At 29.0% G+C, this 17393-nt stretch carries 14 protein-coding genes and 1 tRNA gene; 5 read left to right on the top strand and 10 right to left on the bottom strand.

The window, feature by feature from the left end:
• The first annotated feature begins 38 nt into the window (after positions 1-38).
• A complete protein-coding gene (locus ON24_RS07250) occupies positions 39-539 on the top strand; it encodes a zinc ribbon domain-containing protein (RefSeq protein ID WP_040682466.1) in 501 nt (166 codons plus the stop codon).
• A gap of 293 nt (positions 540-832) precedes the next feature.
• On the opposite strand, the gene rimI is transcribed toward ON24_RS07250, so the two are convergent.
• Positions 833-1282 (bottom strand): ribosomal protein S18-alanine N-acetyltransferase, encoded by a 450-nt coding sequence (rimI, locus tag ON24_RS07245; RefSeq protein WP_040682465.1) that lies wholly within the window; start codon positions 1280-1282, stop codon positions 833-835.
• Between the two features lie 169 nt (positions 1283-1451).
• Here rimI and ON24_RS07240 point away from each other — a divergent pair, with 169 nt between their 5' ends.
• From ON24_RS07240 to cobK, 3 genes are all read left to right on the top strand, one after another.
• The gene (locus ON24_RS07240) at positions 1452-1856 is read left to right on the top strand and encodes a UPF0146 family protein (RefSeq protein ID WP_040682464.1); all 405 of its coding nucleotides are present in this window, start codon (positions 1452-1454) and stop codon (positions 1854-1856) included.
• A 104-nt stretch (positions 1857-1960) separates the two neighbouring features.
• The gene (locus ON24_RS07235; RefSeq protein WP_040682463.1) at positions 1961-4609 is read left to right on the top strand and encodes a cation-translocating P-type ATPase; all 2649 of its coding nucleotides are present in this window, start codon (positions 1961-1963) and stop codon (positions 4607-4609) included.
• Positions 4610-4644: 35 nt separating this feature from the next.
• Entirely contained in the window at positions 4645-5466 is an 822-nt protein-coding gene (gene cobK, locus ON24_RS07230; protein ID WP_050553591.1) for a precorrin-6A reductase, read from the top strand.
• A gap of 404 nt (positions 5467-5870) precedes the next feature.
• On the opposite strand, the gene ON24_RS07225 is transcribed toward cobK, so the two are convergent.
• From ON24_RS07225 to ON24_RS07195, 7 genes are all read right to left on the bottom strand, one after another.
• Complete coding sequence (locus ON24_RS07225; protein WP_152411900.1) at positions 5871-6197, bottom strand: hypothetical protein; 327 nt, start codon at positions 6195-6197, stop codon at positions 5871-5873.
• 509 nt (positions 6198-6706) lie between these two features.
• A tRNA-Ser gene (locus ON24_RS07220) sits at positions 6707-6790 on the bottom strand.
• A 198-nt stretch (positions 6791-6988) separates the two neighbouring features.
• Positions 6989-7297 carry a 30S ribosomal protein S10 gene (gene rpsJ / locus ON24_RS07215; protein WP_016357970.1) on the bottom strand — a complete coding sequence of 103 codons (309 nt, stop codon included), beginning with the start codon at positions 7295-7297 and terminating at the stop codon, positions 6989-6991.
• A gap of 213 nt (positions 7298-7510) precedes the next feature.
• Positions 7511-8752, bottom strand: coding sequence for a translation elongation factor EF-1 subunit alpha (gene tuf, locus ON24_RS07210; protein ID WP_016357969.1), 1242 nt, complete (start codon positions 8750-8752; stop codon positions 7511-7513).
• A 293-nt stretch (positions 8753-9045) separates the two neighbouring features.
• Complete coding sequence (locus tag ON24_RS07205; RefSeq protein WP_040682460.1) at positions 9046-11238, bottom strand: elongation factor EF-2; 2193 nt, start codon at positions 11236-11238, stop codon at positions 9046-9048.
• A gap of 43 nt (positions 11239-11281) precedes the next feature.
• Positions 11282-11845 carry a 30S ribosomal protein S7 gene (locus ON24_RS07200; protein ID WP_016357967.1) on the bottom strand — a complete coding sequence of 188 codons (564 nt, stop codon included), beginning with the start codon at positions 11843-11845 and terminating at the stop codon, positions 11282-11284.
• Between the two features lie 5 nt (positions 11846-11850).
• Positions 11851-12276 (bottom strand): 30S ribosomal protein S12, encoded by a 426-nt coding sequence (locus ON24_RS07195; protein WP_016357966.1) that lies wholly within the window; start codon positions 12274-12276, stop codon positions 11851-11853.
• A 1072-nt stretch (positions 12277-13348) separates the two neighbouring features.
• On the opposite strand from ON24_RS07195, the gene ON24_RS07190 reads away from it, so the two are divergent.
• Positions 13349-15115, top strand: coding sequence for an Ig-like domain repeat protein (locus ON24_RS07190; RefSeq protein ID WP_040682459.1), 1767 nt, complete (start codon positions 13349-13351; stop codon positions 15113-15115).
• Positions 15116-15499: 384 nt separating this feature from the next.
• Here the strand turns inward: ON24_RS07190 and ON24_RS07185 are convergent, their stop codons facing one another.
• Both ON24_RS07185 and ON24_RS07180 read right to left on the bottom strand, forming a co-directional pair.
• Positions 15500-16189: a metal-dependent hydrolase gene (locus tag ON24_RS07185; protein ID WP_076621413.1), complete on the bottom strand. Its 690-nt coding sequence runs from the start codon at positions 16187-16189 to the stop codon at positions 15500-15502.
• Between the two features lie 61 nt (positions 16190-16250).
• Positions 16251-16961: a hypothetical protein gene (locus ON24_RS07180; protein ID WP_016357963.1), complete on the bottom strand. Its 711-nt coding sequence runs from the start codon at positions 16959-16961 to the stop codon at positions 16251-16253.
• Positions 16962-17393 lie beyond the last annotated feature (432 nt).

Below are 17393 nucleotides of genomic sequence, written 5' to 3'. Positions count from 1 at the left end.
ATTATAGGACAATTATAAAAAAACAGAGATGTATTGAAATGGAAATGAAAAGATGTCCAAAATGTGGAAAGGTGGATACTGCAGGATATGGATTTTGTGTATACTGTGGAACAGAATTTACAGAGGAAAATCCGGCAGAGACTATTAAAATTGACGATAAATTTTCCAAATACGTTGAAGATAATTTAAATAATAATCCTAACAATTCTCACAATACAAATCAAAATTATAGCAATGATAGAAACAATTCCGGACCATATATACAAGAGCAAAGTACCCGTTCTGGAAAAATGAATCTTCTCATAATAATTGGATACATACTTGCAATATTAGGTAATATCCTTAGCATTATAGTCGCAATCTATTTATTAACCCGTAAAGACCCGGAAATAAAAAGACATGGAGTAATACAACTTGCAATAATAACATTCTATATAGCACTTATAATAGCTATGTTTGCAAGTGGTACAATTGATATGAACACAGTCGAACAAGTGGGCCAAATGGAAATGAATAACTTAACTCAGATGATGAAATAAAGACTAAATAATTAGTCTAAACTATTTCTATTTTTTATTTATTGTATTAAGATCTATTTTTTAAAAAACTACTTTCCATTATAAAATAAAGAAGATTCTACACACATACTATTTTTAAATAGAAACCAAACCTTCTTTATAAAAAAAACTATTTTCATTATAGATAAAGAAGATTCTACACACTATTATAAAATTAAAAACAAGTTTTAAATAAAAACCAACTTTTTCTATAAAAAAATACTTTCCATCATAAAATAAAAAACATTCTACATAATACTATTTTAAAATTAAAATTAATTGTTAGTTTTATCCTTAAATCTGTAGAACATGATTAATGCAGGATTACCATTCTCATAATAATTAGGTACCTTCCTATCAACCTTAAAGCCAAATTTTTTATAAAATCTCACAGCACCCTCATTTTCAGCATCCACCTCAAGTGAGACATAATCAAGATCACATTCCTTAAGAACCTTAACGGCCTTAGCTAAAAGTCCCCAACCAATACCAATACCTCTGTAGTTTTTATCAACTGCAAGGGAAATGATATGACCTTCACCTTCCTGCTTAATCCAAAAGATAATATAACCTACAACATAATCATTAATCTCTGCAACCAAAAAACCAGAACCGATTTTATAGAGTTTCAAAATTATATCATTTCCATAACTATTTTCAAAGGACATGGCTTCTATTTCATAAATCCTTTTAAAATCCCTTTCTGTAAATTGACGAATTATCATGAAAAATACCCCTATAAAACCTAATCTAATAAAAAAATCTCAATAATTAATTATATATTAATGTTTAAAAAACTTTTCTAAAAAACATACCACTAAATAAACAAAAATTTAAACATTTTAAATATAAATAAGAAAGTATTAAAGAATAATTTTTTTTGGAGAGACAATAATGTGGAAGGATTTTGGAGAATATATTGCAACTTTTATACCTGATAGAAAGTTTAATGTTGGAGAGGTAGCCATTGGTCATTTCTATTCTGTAAGCGATTATCTCAATAAAAAAGACAATGTGAATATAATCAAAACAGACATTGAACCTTCAAGGGATGATATAATAAAAGATGACTTAACAAATCCTGATTATGATTTGTATAAAAACCTTGATTTAATATACTCAATAAGACCCCCACATGAGCTACAACCATATATACTTGATTTAGCAAGAAACATTAAAAGCTATTTAATAATTAAACCATTAACCGGCGAAAATTTAAACCCGAAAATAGACATTATGAAAATGAAAAACTATAAAAAAGCTAGTTTCTATGTTTATGATTTTAAAGACAATGAATAAAAAATACCAGTAATTAAAATAATATTAAATAATAAGATAATTAAAGAATATATAGAAATTTATTTAGTTAATCTATTTTTATAAAATCTGTAAAATGGGACATTATGAAAATACAAGATGCAATCTTATCCAAATATGACACAAATTTAGAAGGTCTATCCTTAAACCAAGTAAATGAAAGACAAGCTAAATTTGGTCCAAATGAACTTAAAGAAAAGAAAAAAAAGAGTAAGATCCAAATTTTCCTAATGCAATTTGCAGACATACTTATAATACTTCTTATTCTAGCGGCTATTGCATCATATTTTATTGGAGATATAATAGATTCATTAGTTATTCTCTTTGTTGTTGTATTAAATGCAGTTGTAGGTTATAGACAAGAGTATAAAGCTGAAAAAGCAATGAATGAATTGAAAAATCTCGTAAATAAAAAGGCAGTTGTTAGAAGAAAAGGACAAATATCCAAAATTAATGCAAAAGATCTTACAATTGGAGACATAGTACTTGTTGAAGAGGGAGACAAGATACCTGCAGATCTACTTTTATTAGAAACTGCAGAGCTTAAAATAGACGAATCATCATTAACAGGAGAATCAGATCCCGTAAATAAAACAGCCAAATATAGGGATAATGTTGATTTGGATGTTGAAAATAATATTAATGAAAATATTAGAGACAATCTAGTTTATATGGATTCAAATGTAGTTTCAGGAAGAGGTGTGGGACTTGTATATGCCATTGGAATGGACACATCCATTGGTAAGATAGCATCAGTCATACAAGAGGAATCACCAGAAACGCCACTTCAGGAAAAGGTGGACAAACTTGGAAAAATCCTCGGTTTCATTGCCATAATTACCTGTGTATTTGTGTTCATACTTGAATCCTTCGAAGGAATGGGTCTTGTAGAAAATTTTATGACTGCTGTTGCACTTGCAGTAGCTGCAGTTCCAGAGGGATTACCTGCAGTATTGACCTTAACCCTTGCCCTTGGAATGGAAGAGATGGCGAAATCCAATGGAATCATTAGAAGATTGCTTGCCGTTGAAACTCTTGGAAGTTGTAATATCATATGTACAGATAAAACAGGAACACTTACCCTTAATCAAATGACTGTAAGGGAAAGTGAAATCTATTCAAACAAAACATATGAAGGAGCATATCTTTGTAATAATGCTGTAATCAAAGAAGGTAAATTAATTGGAGATTCTACTGATGGCGCAGCTTTACAGTTTGCAGAGGAATCTGATTATAAAACAGAAAACCTAAAAGAAAGATATCCTCGTATTAAGGAAATCCCACTTACAAGTGATAGAAAAAGAATGACCACAATTCACAGTATTAACGAGGATAGCAGGACAAACGATATATTAAAGCAAATAAAAATCATTGAAGACAAAGAGTTTGACTTAAATGATAAAAAACTAATAGCATTTACAAAAGGTGCGCCTGAAATCATACTTGCAACCTGTAAATACATAGACAATAATGGTAAAATCGAAAGAATTACCAAAAAAACACGAAGCAGAATTAACAAATCAACTAAAGACATGACCCAGTCAGCATTAAGAGTCCTGGCCATTGGATATAGGATTATAGACGATAAAGAACTTATTGAGGATAGGAATAATTTAACAGAGAATAATGTTGAAAAGGAATTTATCTTTAGTGGACTTATTGGAATAATGGATCCGCCTAAAAAAGAGGCAAAAGAGGCTATTAAAAAATGTAAGACTGCTGGAATCAAGGTGATAATGATTACAGGAGACCATAAAGATACTGCTGCAGCCATAGCTTCCGAACTTGAAATATTAACCGACGGTAAAATATTAACAGGTGATGAATTAAATAAGTTAAGCAATGAGGAATACCTGGCTATTGCAGATGACATTCAAGTTTATGCAAGGGTTTATCCGGAACAAAAACTAAGAATTGTTGAGAGTTTAAAATCAAAAGGCAATGTGGTTTCAATGACTGGTGATGGTGTAAACGATGCGCCAGCACTTAAAAAAGCATCCATTGGAGTGGCAATGGGTAATGGAACAGATGTTGCAAAAGAATCCTCCGATATGATTTTACAAGACAATAATTTTGCAACCATTGTAAAGGCAATTGAAGAGGGACGTAAAATATTTGACAATATCAAAAGGTTTGTGAAATTCCAGGTATCCACCAATGTAGGTGCAATACTCACCATTGTTGGAGCAACGATAATAGACATACCATTACCATTTAATGCCATACAGATCCTTTGGATCAATATTATAATGGACGGACCACCTGCACAGTCACTTGGAATGGAAGGGGCTGAGAAAAACATTATGGAAAGAAAACCTGAGAATGGCGATATTCTGGAGAGAAAAGACTATATAAGAATATTAATCTCAGGTATTGTAATGGCAGTAGGTACCTTAGGAGTATTTATTTATGAATTAAATACAAATACCCGCCTTGGAACTAAATTATGTCTTGAAAAATCCATGACCGTTGCATTTACACTGTTTGTTGTATACCAATTATTTAGTGCATACTGTAATAGGTCCGACTCAGAAAAGAAAAACAGATATTTTGCCTTTGCAATGCTACTTTCCCTTATACTCCAAATATGTGTAATATATATTGGACCCCTTCAAAAAATATTCAAAACAGCATCCATTGGAATAATGGATTGGATTTTAATATTTGTTGTAGCAGCTACCATATTTGTAGCTGAGTTCATAATGAGAAAAACATTACTTAAAAAGAGTATTTAATAGAAATACTCTAAAACTTTTTTTAGATGATTTATATGAAAATTTTCATAGTTGGCGGAACAAAAGAATCCATAGATATAATTGAATTCTTAAAGGAAAGATATCCCGAAATTTCAATTGTTACAAGTACCACTACAGAATATGGTGGAAATATTGCTAAAAATGCTGGAAGCGATAAGGTTATTACAAGACCCCTTCCAAAAGAAGATTTAATACAAGTCATAAATGGGGAAAAGGTTGACCTGTTAGTTGATGCAAGCCATCCATTTGCAGAGCATATTACAAATACATTATGTTCCATTGTTGATGAGATGAAAATACCATTTATTAGGTTTGAAAGGGAACCGATGTATATTGAGGATATGGAAAATATAAATCTTAGTAATGTCTTCCATGTAGATTCATTTGAAGATGGAGGATTATTAATTAAAAATAATTTTACAAAAGGAAATATACTCCACCTTGGAGGAATCAACACTGCAAGTGATGTTCTAAAATATGTTTCAAAAGATAGGTTCTACATAAGGGTTCTTAAGGTAAAATCTTCAATGGACAAATGTAAGGAACTTGGAATTATAGAGGATCACATTTTTCCAATGACTGCAAGTAAAAATAAAGATAAGAAAATCCACATAAATGAAAACTTAGAATTATTTAAAAAAGTAGATGCAAAGATAATTCTTACAAAGGAAAGTGGAGACACCGGTGGATTTAAGGAGAAAATCATTGCAGCTGACCGATTAGGAATTAAAATGATTATTATAGATAGACCCCATATAAAAGGTTTAGATGATAAAATACAGGTAAGCAATCTTAACGATTTTGATGGAGAATTAAATAGATTATTAAATCTCTAATCAATATTTTTAATAAAAGATCTGTTTTTAAAAAATCTAAAAAAAATGGAATAATAAACTAAAATTAGATTCTTAATTCCAATAATTTTAATAAAACACCTATTTTTAGAATATTTAATAAAAATAAATAAGAACCAATATTTTGAGATTATATAAATTTGATTTAATTTAAATTAATTTAATTAATTAAATACTAAATTACCTCTCGCTAATTTTTAAAATAACAATAATAAGAGAGAAAAATCTATTCTTATTTAATAAAATAAAGGAATAAAAAATGAGTAGAATAAACTATCCCAATAACCATTAGATAGAACAAGAGACAGAATTAGAAAATGCTTAAAAAATCCTGTTTTATATAAATAGTTTTTGAAGATAAAAAAATTAAAAAAGAAGGTTTAAAATCATATCTTGGATATGTAATTAATATTAAAGTTTAAGCTTTCATCTTCAACTCTTCTTAATCTTTGACGATTATGTGGTTCTTCACTTAACTCACCATGGGACAAACGGTCATTTTTCTCAATACTAACATCTGAGATGGAACCTGGATTATTTAAAAAAGCAGAACAAGAGATATCGCTACCTGGTGAGTCCATTACAAAATGTTTATCATGTACATCTACAGCATTTACTGATGATATTAAAATCATTAAAAACAAGAATCCCAGTGAGGATGCTGCAAATGAAGATTTACTAAAATTCACATTATTTTTAATAGTTTCAAACATACAATTAATTTTATGGTGAACTTTATATATAAATGTTATGATTTTATTGATTAGTTAAATATCAAAATTAAAATATTATATTTAGATATTCATAAAAAATATAAAAAATATATACAGTTTAACAAACTTCCAAATATTTGGAAAATGAATCAAGTATCGGGTAAAAGCATATTTTAATAAATGAAATTCATTGAATTAAATTAAAAGTAAATGAGAATAAAACAATATCAGATAGATTTTAAAATGAATCATTACAGGAGTTTTAAAAATAGTTATATAAAAAAAGAAACTCTGTTTATAAAAGTATGAAGATGTATATTTAGATAGCAAATATATGGAAAAACACCGTTTTTTAAAAATCATTGAACAAATTGGAAATGAAATGATCTGAATAAAACAATAGAAAATCCCATAAAATGTATGAGTACATCAAACAAGAAAAATAAGAATATCTAAAAAAAGGTAAAAATCTAACTAAAATATTATAAAAATGTTATAAAAAAGAATAACGCCGAGACTGGGATTTGAACCCAGGCGGAGAAAGCTCCACAGGATTTCAAGTCCTGCGCCTTACCAGACTAGACTATCTCGGCACATAAATAAAATATGTATTAAAAAACTATTACAAGTTAAATATAAAAGTATACATAAATTTGTATTTTAATATATAAAAATATAACTATTTTTCTTTAAAACAAATACAGTATACACTAATTTTATAAATAAATAATATTAACAAATTTACTAAAAATAGCTTAAATATAAGCTAAAAAATTAAAAAAATTAATTATTTAGCTTTTAAGCTCAATTTCAATACTTACATTATCAGGTACGTTGACCTTCATAACTTGTCTCATAGCCCTTTCGTCAGCATCAATACTGACTAAACGTTTGTGGATACGGAGTTCCCATCTTTCCCAAGATGCTTTTCCTTCACCATCTGGAGATTTCCTAGTAGGAACTACTAATTTTTTAGTTGGAAGTGGGATAGGACCAGAAAGGTCTACACCAGTTCTTTCAGCGATTTTTTTAATTTGATCACAAACATAAGCAAGTTTTTCTGGATCTGTACCAGTAAGTTTAATTCTAGCTTGACTCATTAATTTTCCTCCAAAAAATAAACGAAAAAATAATAGTTAATAAGGAAACTTCTAAGAAAAAAATCCGAAATTCTCCATAAAAAAGAAAAAATCAAATTAAAAACAACAATTCAATAATATTTATGAAAAATTTATAAAAAAATAAATAATCAAATTAAGTTTTAAAAACTTAAAATGATTTTTTAAATACTTAAAAGTTCTAGATTATTAAATCTATTTAGCTGGTTCAATACCAATACATAAACCTGCAGCAACAGTTTGACCCATATCACGAATAGCGAACCTACCCATTTGAGGGATTTCTCTAGCGTTTTCAATTACCATAGGTTTGGTTGGTCTAACTTTTACAATAGCTGCGTTACCGGTTTTTAAGAAGTCAGGGTTTTCTTCATCAACTTGACCAGTAGCAGGGTTTAATTTTTTAGATAATTCCATGAAAGTACATGCAATTTGTGCAGTGTGACAGTGGAAAACAGGAGTGTATCCTACGGTGATTACACCAGGGTGTTGTAAAACAACAATTTGTGCATCAAAGGTTTTTGCTACGGTAGGAGCGGAATCAACATGTCCAGCTACGTCTCCTCTTCTGATATCGTTTTTACCTACACCTCTTACATTGAAACCGATGTTGTCTCCAGGTTCAGCTGAAGGCATGTTTTCGTGGTGTTCTTCGATAGATTTAACTTCTCCACTTGCTCCGGAAGGTTCGAAGATAACGTTTTCACCTTGTTTCATAATACCAGTTTCTACTCTACCTACAGGTACAGTACCTACACCAGTAATTGAGTATACATCTTGAACAGGAATTCTTAATGGTTTGTCAATTGGTTTAGGTGGTACAACAAGTTTGTCTAATGCAGGGATTAAAGCGTCTCCTTTGTACCATGGAGTATTACTACTGTTTTCTTTAATGTTGTCTCCTTCAAATGCAGAGATAGGGATGAAAGGAGTTTCACTAGGTTTGTAACCGATAGATTTAATTAAAGCTGAAACAGCATCTTTAACTTCATTATATTTATCTTCTGAGTAATCTACAACATCCATTTTGTTAATAGCAATAATGAGTTGGTTAATACCTAAAGTTTTTGATAAGAAAATGTGTTCTTTGGTTTGAGGCATTACACCATCATCAGCAGCTACTACAAGTACAGCTGCATCTGCTTGGGAAGCACCAGTGATCATGTTTTTAACGAAATCTCTGTGTCCTGGGCAGTCTACAACAGTATAATCATATTTATCGGTGGAGAATTTTTGGTGAGCTAAATCGATAGTTACTCCTCTTTCTCTTTCTTCACCTAATTTATCCATAACAAATCTAAATTTGTTTTCTCCATCATCTAATTGTTGTTCAGCGATTGCTCCAGCTTTTAATAATAAATGTCCAACTAAAGTGGATTTACCATGATCAACGTGTCCAATAAATGCTAAGTTTAAATGTTCTTTTTGTTTTGCCATTATAATTGACCTCCAATATATATTATAATCATTAGTTTTAGCTTATCAATATAGCATAATATAAAATTGTACTTTCAAATATAAAAAGATAATGATTTTTTGCAAAATTTTTTCATATCTTTCATTAAGTTTGAAAGAATTAAGTTTTCAAAAATTAATAAACCTGATAATATTTTATAAAATCAAATTTAAAATTTAAGTTTTGAATCAATTAACATATAAATTTAATTCGAAAATTTAAAAATAAAATAAAATAAATTAAATTAGATTATTTTATTTATTTAAAATCAGATCTATTCTAAGTAATGATCTGGACCATAAGGTTCTTCAGATAATCCTTTTCTTTGTCTGATTTCTTTAATAATATTTCTTTGTAATTCATTAGGTAATCTTTCGAATCCAGAGTTTTCAGTAGACCATAAACATCTACCTTCTGCAGCTGAACGAATATCACCAGCGAATCCAAACATTTCAGCAACAGGTACTTTAGATTCAATAGTAACCATATCGTTATGTTGTTGCATATCTACAATAGTACCTCTTCTGTTTTGAACTTCCCTAGTACAAGATCCCATGTAGTCTTGTGGAACATTAATGAATACTTTTTGCATAGGTTCAAGTAAGGTAGGTTTAGCTAACATCATAGAACCATAGATAGCTTTTCTGATAGCGGGTAATACTTGTGCTGGTCCTCTGTGAACAGCATCTTCGTGAAGTTTTGCATCGACTAATTTGAATTTTAATCCCATACAGATTTCATCTGCAATAGGACCTTTATCCATAGCTGATTCGAAACCTTCAAGTAATAATTCTTTAACCTCATCTAAGTATTGAATACCACGAGTCATGTTAATGAACATACTTTTACTGTATACATCCCATACTCTTCTAGCTTCTTCTTTTTCCATTCCATATTCCATAAAGTCATTTGCTGCTTCTTTACCTTTAACTCTTCCTTCTTTAAGGTCACCAGCTTGGTAAGCTGCAAATAATTCAGGTTCCATAGGTTCAACTTCAAGATAGAATCTATTATGTTTGTTAGGAGATTTTCCTTCAACAGGTCCTGCTTTACCTGCAACGGTTTCTCTGTATACAACAATAGGTTCGGAAGTTGTGATTTCTACACCTTTTTCATTGATTCTGTAAGAAATAACTTCTAAGTGAAGTTCTCCCATACCGGATACTAAGTGTTCACCAGTCTCTTCATTAATTTCAACTTTAATAGTAGGATCTTCTTTAGCTACTTGTCTTAAAACCTCAATTAATTTTGGTAAATCTTTAGTGTTTTTAGCCTCAACTGCAACAGTAACTACTGGTTCTGAAATATGGTCTAATCCTTCAAATTCTACAATATGAGTATCAGGTGAACAAATAGTTTCCCCTGCAATAGCTCCACGAGCTCCAGCAATGTATACAATGTTACCTACAGGAACGTCATCAGTGTTAACTCTTTCTGGTCCGAAGTAAACACCTACTTGTTGAACTCTACTTTTACTGTGAGAACCAACTAAATATACTTCAGTACCTTTTGAAATGGTACCACCATATACTCTTCCGGTTGCAATTTCCCCTGCATGTTTATCAACAGATACATTAGTAACCATTACTGCAAGTGGTCCGTTTGGATCACATGAAATCATACCTTTACCTTCAGGACTTTCAAGATCTCCATCCCAGATATGAGGTACCCTGTATTCTTGGGATTCTTTTGGAGATGGTAAGTGTTCTACTACCATACTTAATAATACTTCAGATATAGGTACTTTTTTAGCTAATTCTTTTTGTTTATCTTCATTACAGTAATCAATGATATCTTTAAAGGTAATTCCTGTTTTTTGCATCATAGGAACATTAATAGCCCAGTTGTGATAAGCTGAACCAAATGCTACACTTCCATTTGCAACATCTGCTTTCCATTCGTCAACTTTATCCTCAGGAGCCATGTTCTTGATTAACTTATTTACTTCTGCAATGATTTTTACAAATCTGTTTTGTAATTCCTCAGGAGTTAATTTTAATTCGTTGATTAATCTGTCAACTTTGTTAATGAATAAAACAGGTTTAACATGTTCTTTTAAAGATTGTCTAAGTACAGTTTCAGTTTGAGGCATTACACCTTCAACAGCACAAACAACTACAACAGAACCGTCTACTGCCCTCATAGCACGAGTTACGTCTCCACCGAAATCAACGTGTCCAGGTGTATCAATTAAGTTGATTAAGTATTCTTGACCTTTAAATTCATGAACCATGGATACGTTTGCTGCATCAATAGTAATACCACGAGCTTGTTCTTGTTCATCGAAATCTAAAAATCTTTGATCTCCTGCAAGATCTTCAGAAATCATACCTGCACCTGCTAAAAGGTTATCAGATAAGGTAGTTTTACCGTGATCAATGTGTGCAACAATACCAATATTCCTAATTTGGTCAGGTTTATACATCAAATCCTTAATTTTTTCAATCATTTTTGAACGTCTACTCAAAATAATCACCTATATGATATAAAACATAATATTAGCTTTAAGCTTAGTGAGCTGCTTTAGCTACTCTTTCTTTTTCTTCTTTTTTCTGGATAGCAAAACTTCTTGAATCTTCGTTAGAAGCAAGGAGTAATTCATTTGCTAAACATTCACCTGCAGATTTTCTATTTTTAAATGCAGATCTGTAGGTACCATTAGTGATGAAACCTAATGATAAATCTACTCTCCTTTGTGGTGAAATATCTACAGCTACTTGGTAACCAATACCACCATATTTAATACGAGTAGTCTCTTCACGAGGTGCAGTGTTTTCTACTGCAGTAACTAAAATTTGTACTGGATTCTTTTTAGTTTTCTCATTAATGATATCTAAAGCTTCTTTGACAATATTATAAGCTTTATTCTTTTTACCAGAGTTAACATGTGATTTCATGATTTTATTCATTAATCTTTCAACAATAGAAACTTTGGATTTTGCGAATTGTCTTTTTACATGTCTACCTGAAGTATGAGGTACATCATTTTCTTCTAAACAGATGTAATTTACTAAACCTAAATCACTGACTTCCACTTCAGATAAATCCCATTTATCAAATAATAAATTAGCCATAGTATTCACCTTACTGGTTTTTCAATTTTACCTGATACCATTTCAGATAATGCAACATTGTTTACTTTAGATACTTTCCAACGAACTCCAGGAATATCACCCATGGATCTTCCTGATGGTCCTCCAATACCTTCAATCATTACTTCATCGTGTTCATCGATAAATCCAATTGCTCCATCTCCTGGTGCAAAAGCAGTTAATTGTTTACCGTTTTTAATTAATTGAACACGTACACATTTACGAATAGCAGAGTTAGGCTGTTTTGCTTCGATACCTACTTTTTCAATAACAATTCCTCTAGCTTGAGGAGCTCCTTCAAGAGGATCAGCTTTAACATCTAAACGTAATGCTTTTCTTTTATAGTCTACATCTTTCCACTTAAAATTTTGTCTATTCTTTTTAAGCTTACCTGCTGCAAAAAGTCCTGGCATTATATTTCCCTCTTTAAATTTTTTAGTAATTTTATAATAATAGAATAAACTAATTAATTAAAAATCCACCGCTGCGATTTACATTATACTGATGATTTATAATGCAATCTAAATTTTTAAATTAAATAGAATCATCATAAGACAAATAAATCAATTATTTTTGATATTTATCTGATAGATAAAGCCAATTAAGATAAAAAATAATATTCTATAGCAAAAAGCACACATAGCTATAGGTTCTATGTTCCAAATAAATACAATAATCCTTAAAAACATGAAAAAAATAGTTTTAAGAAAAAAACAACATAGAGATATATTTAGCAATATCTATTAGTATAATCTATAAACTTCAATACATATAAATGTAATGTTTATCATTAAGAAATAGAAAAAAATTTTATGATTTAAAAATTTTTAGAACCAATAAAAAAGTCAGGAAAATAATAAAATTACCCATATAATATTATATATTATTAATATAATGTTTCCTATTTTTAAATATATCCTAAAGGTTTTATAAAAAAAATCTTATAAAAATAATGGAATTAGTTAAATAAGAAACAAACAATAGTTATTAAGTTGTTTTTATTAAAACTGGAAAATAATTAACAGATAATTAAATAAACCATCAATTCATCAAGTTTAAGTGTTAAACTTAATAAAAGCGATGTAGATAAAGAACTATTAAAAATTACAATAGGAAAATAATACAATATTAAAAATTTTATAAAAAAGATAAAAAAAATTTAATTTGTATGATAAATCATCTTAAAACAATGGTTTTAAATAGCCAGAACAAAAAAATACCCTTTAAACATTCTTAATTAAAAAAAATAAAGTATTCTAACCAGATATTTTATTATTTAATAAAGCAGACAATACTTTTTTTATTGAAGAAAACTGTAAAAAATGTTTATATATTGACAAATGAACTCTTTTTAAGCTAAATAAAGGAATATCTAGGTGTTTTTATAAATGGAAATTTTTACATAAAATCTAATGAAAAATTAAGCTATTTAAATAGAATCTAAAAAAATCAAAACTAGAAATGCATTTATTTTTAATGTGTTTCTTGAAAACTAGAAAGGGTGAAAATATCAAACATATAAAATTTTCAATCTGCTTAGTTGTATTACTAATACTCTTTTTAAGTTTAGGGGGAATATCTTCAACAGACATAAGTGGAGACTCCCAAAAAGAAAGTGTAGAGATACAAGATAACGGAGATTTAAATGAAAACATGGTTTTATATGAAAACACAACGGTTTCTAATGATAAAAAATTGGATACCGTTGAAGACAGTCATAAAAACAGCAAAGACACAGCAAACGTTAAGGACAAAAACCTAAAAACAGCATCAAAAAACAATCCAGTACCAAAAAATCTAGAAACAAAAAACAATAAACCAGACAATACAATAACAGGAACAAATTCCAAAACTGATATTTTAAAGGAAGATAACCTAACTGACATATCCATTAGTGCTGAGGATTTGACAATGAAAAGATATGACGGATCATTATTCATTGTAAAGGTTAAATGTTCCAATGAAAAGGTGATTGGAAAATACATTAAAATTACAATCAATAATAAAACATACTGGAGACCTATTAACAACAATTATCAGGCAAACATGACTATTTACTTTGGAATTGGAAACTATACCGCAGAATGTTCCTTTAATTATACAGGATATACACCATCAAGATGTAGTGCCAGAATTCAAGTAAATGACAATAAACTTAAAACATCACTTAAGGGAAACAACATTACAATGTATTATCAGGACGGCAGTTCCTATTTCATAGAGCTTAAAGACGAGAATGGTCAGGCATTATCAAACAAAACAATCCATATAAAAATCAATGACCGTACTTATTACAAAAGAACAGACACATCAGGAATCGCCACACTTATAATAAATTATGCACCTGGAAACTACATAATTGAAGGAACATATAATGGAGATTATAACCATACAGGCTCTAGCACCAGAAATAATCTGACAATCTATTCCTATACTACCAAAATGGAAAGTTCCAATATTACAATGTACTATGCAAATGGCACACAGTTAATTGGAAGACTTACAGATATGGAAGGTATAGGCATTAAAGATTCATATATACGTATTCTTATAGGTGATCGTACTTATTATCGTAAAACTAATGATGAAGGTAAGGTAAATTTAAGTGTAAACCTTAAAGCCGGAGACTATAAAGCCACCATATTATTTAATGGTTCAAGAGGTTATCTTCCGTCAAACATTACAGTTTCCATTAATGTATTAAACATTACCAGTAGAATTACCAGTTATAATATTAGTGGGGAATATGGTGACGATGCCATACTTACAGCACATATTGAAAACCAGAATGGTGAGGCCATCGTCAATGGATATGTTAAAGTATTAATTAACAATAGAACCTATTGGCGCAATACGAATTCCACAGGGGATATAAACATTAGTTTAAACTCACTATATGTGGGAAATTATGATGCCATAATAACCTTTAGTGGAAGCACCGGGGTATCCCCATCAAATGGAACATTAGTAATAAGAATAAAACCTAAAGATATAATGATTGTGTCATTAGGTGCTACGATTAGAAGAAATGGAACTTATAAAGTTGAGGTTTCCGATTATAATGGTAGAAAGATTAAAAAATGTCCTTTAACCTTTAAGATCAACAATAGAACCTATTACAGAAGTACCGATAATAATGGAATTGCTTCCATTACACTTAATTTAAGCAATAACTTATATGACATAATAGTTACAGCAGGTAAAAACTATAGGTCAAATACTTTATATGAAACCATTGATATTGTAAAATAGTTCTTTAAATACTCACTAGTTTTACTAGTGAGTTTATTTCTTTTTTTTTAGATATTTTAGCTAAAATGCTGATTATAACTTAATAGTTAAATTCAATCTTTAACCACTGAACGATTAAAACAAAATCTAGAACTTAAAAACAATAATTAAAATCAATCTTTACACACAGAATGATTAAAACCCCACCTAAAACTTAAAAAATGATTGAAATCAACTTTTAATTTAAAAAAAAATTGAAAATAAAATAGAGCACCATAATTTCTTTTTTTATGAAAAATCCTATAATTCTACTATTGGATTTTAAAAAAATAATTCCGTTTTGTATTCCTATAAAAACCATATTATTAAATAGAGTATATAGTTAAAAGTAAAGATAAAAACACATTAACCGTCATAATTAGAAACAATCAAAGTGCTTGTACGATTATCAGAATCTGTAAAACTTAGATTTTTCTCTTCATCACCTTTAATGTCCAAGTTAACATTAACATATACCTTCTTGTCATTAAAACTAACGTTTGTATCATTTAAATGAGTTTCATTAATACTGTCGTTATCACTTGATGATATAAGATGATGGATATCATAAAAACCATATGAGAGTTCGGAAATAGCCAAAAAACAGGAAAAGATTACAATAACAAGTATCATGAAAAGGATAATGGTTAAAGCCTTTTCGCTTGCAGAACCTGTTCTAACTGCATTATCCTCCTTTCTAAAGACCTTATAATATAAAGAGTTAAATGGCAAAAATAATGGACAGCCCGTAGGGGTTAAAAGATCAAGTAAAATATGACTTAAAAATCCTATAAACATTGCCATGCCTATGATTGGATAAAAAACCATGATAATCAATGGAATGATAAGGATAGACAAAGTATGTAACTGACGTCTATGACTTGAAAGAAATCCCAACTCAATATAATCCAGAACAATCGAGGACAAGGATATGAAAATAAGATACAGTAACAATTCATAGAAATTATAGATTAAATTAAAATGAACAGCTTTAAAAACAAATAGAATTAAAAACCCAAACAATAGACCAGTTATAATATGAGTAAACTTCTCCATACCATTCACCAAACTAATGGAAAAAACAAAATTAGATTTCTTGAAAAGACTAATGAAAGACTCACATCTTATTTAATAAAAAGTTTTCAAATTTATACCATGATGTAGTAATCCATATAGATCCAAGAATAATAAAAGCATATTTAAATTCAATGACAAATGCAATCGCCAGATACAATATGCCAAAAAGAATAGCAATGAAAACCAAATAAGGTTGTTTAACGATAATCATCTTATTTTCCTCTTCATTAACCTGAAGAAAATTATAAAGTATACTTCGTTTAGCTTTAATTGAAAATTCATCATCATATGTGTTTGCAACAATGTAAATATTACTGAAATCAAAAAAAGTATCGAAAAGGATAAATGTATTTTCCTTAATACGGCTAAAGTTATCAAATAACAAAATAACAGTATCCTGATTAAAAACCGCATATGGATAGGAGGAAACATTATCCAAGGAAATATTGTTTTCATGATAACTCAATTTTTGACCATAGGACGAATCATTATAATAGATACTGAAAAACTCCTTTAACAGATCAACTAGAAAATCCAAACTTTTTGTTGTGATATCCTTATATTTTTTATCAAGACCAAATCTATGGAGAATTATCTTCATTATATGTTTTGAAGAGCTCGGATAAGTAATCTTTATAACCGTACCACATTCTGACAATATATCATATAATTCATTAAAATCACATTCATACAATAACAGATATTTATGTTGATATAGGATATTCGGAATATCCTCATATTCAAATTCCATAAAACCACCAAACCAATAAGGAAATTAATTATTATATTAGATTTTAAAATTAGAGATATATAAAAAGGGATAAAATCTTGAAAAAATCCGGAAAAAGATATGAAAATTAATATTAAAAAATATAAAAAAGTTTTAAAAGAAAATAAAAAAATCTGCAAAATTATAATAAATAATAAATATAAATAAAACTTTCTAGGAATCTTATAAAAAAATTATAAATTATTCATAAATTTAAGGATAATTTATTCTAAAAAATACAAATAAAACCTATTTAAAATATAAAGAAATTAATTAAAGAAAACAAATCATTACCAATTATAAAAATGTTTACTAAGTAAAAAATACAAAACAAATCATAATTATATACTAATTATCAAGAAATACACTAATTTTTTTGATAAACAATTTGAAAAATAGATGGAGTAATCTGAA

It is taken from the genome of Methanobrevibacter boviskoreani JH1 (genome assembly GCF_000320505.1).
In the GTDB taxonomy this organism is placed as follows: Archaea; Methanobacteriota; Methanobacteria; order Methanobacteriales; family Methanobacteriaceae; genus Methanarmilla; species Methanarmilla boviskoreani.
This window is presented reverse-complemented; position numbering and strand designations above follow the sequence as displayed.

Bases quoted from the DNA above. Each gene is read 5' to 3' on its own strand.
- ON24_RS07250 (WP_040682466.1), top strand. From the start codon at position 39: ATGGAAATGAAAAGATGTCCAAAATGTGGAAAGGTGGATACTGCAGGA.
- rimI (WP_040682465.1), bottom strand. From the start codon at position 1,282: ATGATAATTCGTCAATTTACAGAAAGGGATTTTAAAAGGATTTATGAA.
- ON24_RS07240 (WP_040682464.1), top strand. From the start codon at position 1,452: ATGTGGAAGGATTTTGGAGAATATATTGCAACTTTTATACCTGATAGA.
- ON24_RS07235 (WP_040682463.1), top strand. From the start codon at position 1,961: ATGAAAATACAAGATGCAATCTTATCCAAATATGACACAAATTTAGAA.
- cobK (WP_050553591.1), top strand. From the start codon at position 4,645: ATGAAAATTTTCATAGTTGGCGGAACAAAAGAATCCATAGATATAATT.
- ON24_RS07225 (WP_152411900.1), bottom strand. From the start codon at position 6,197: ATGTTTGAAACTATTAAAAATAATGTGAATTTTAGTAAATCTTCATTT.
- rpsJ (WP_016357970.1), bottom strand. From the start codon at position 7,297: ATGAGTCAAGCTAGAATTAAACTTACTGGTACAGATCCAGAAAAACTT.
- tuf (WP_016357969.1), bottom strand. From the start codon at position 8,752: ATGGCAAAACAAAAAGAACATTTAAACTTAGCATTTATTGGACACGTT.
- ON24_RS07200 (WP_016357967.1), bottom strand. From the start codon at position 11,845: ATGGCTAATTTATTATTTGATAAATGGGATTTATCTGAAGTGGAAGTC.
- ON24_RS07195 (WP_016357966.1), bottom strand. From the start codon at position 12,276: ATGCCAGGACTTTTTGCAGCAGGTAAGCTTAAAAAGAATAGACAAAAT.
- ON24_RS07185 (WP_076621413.1), bottom strand. From the start codon at position 16,189: ATGGAGAAGTTTACTCATATTATAACTGGTCTATTGTTTGGGTTTTTA.
- ON24_RS07180 (WP_016357963.1), bottom strand. From the start codon at position 16,961: ATGGAATTTGAATATGAGGATATTCCGAATATCCTATATCAACATAAA.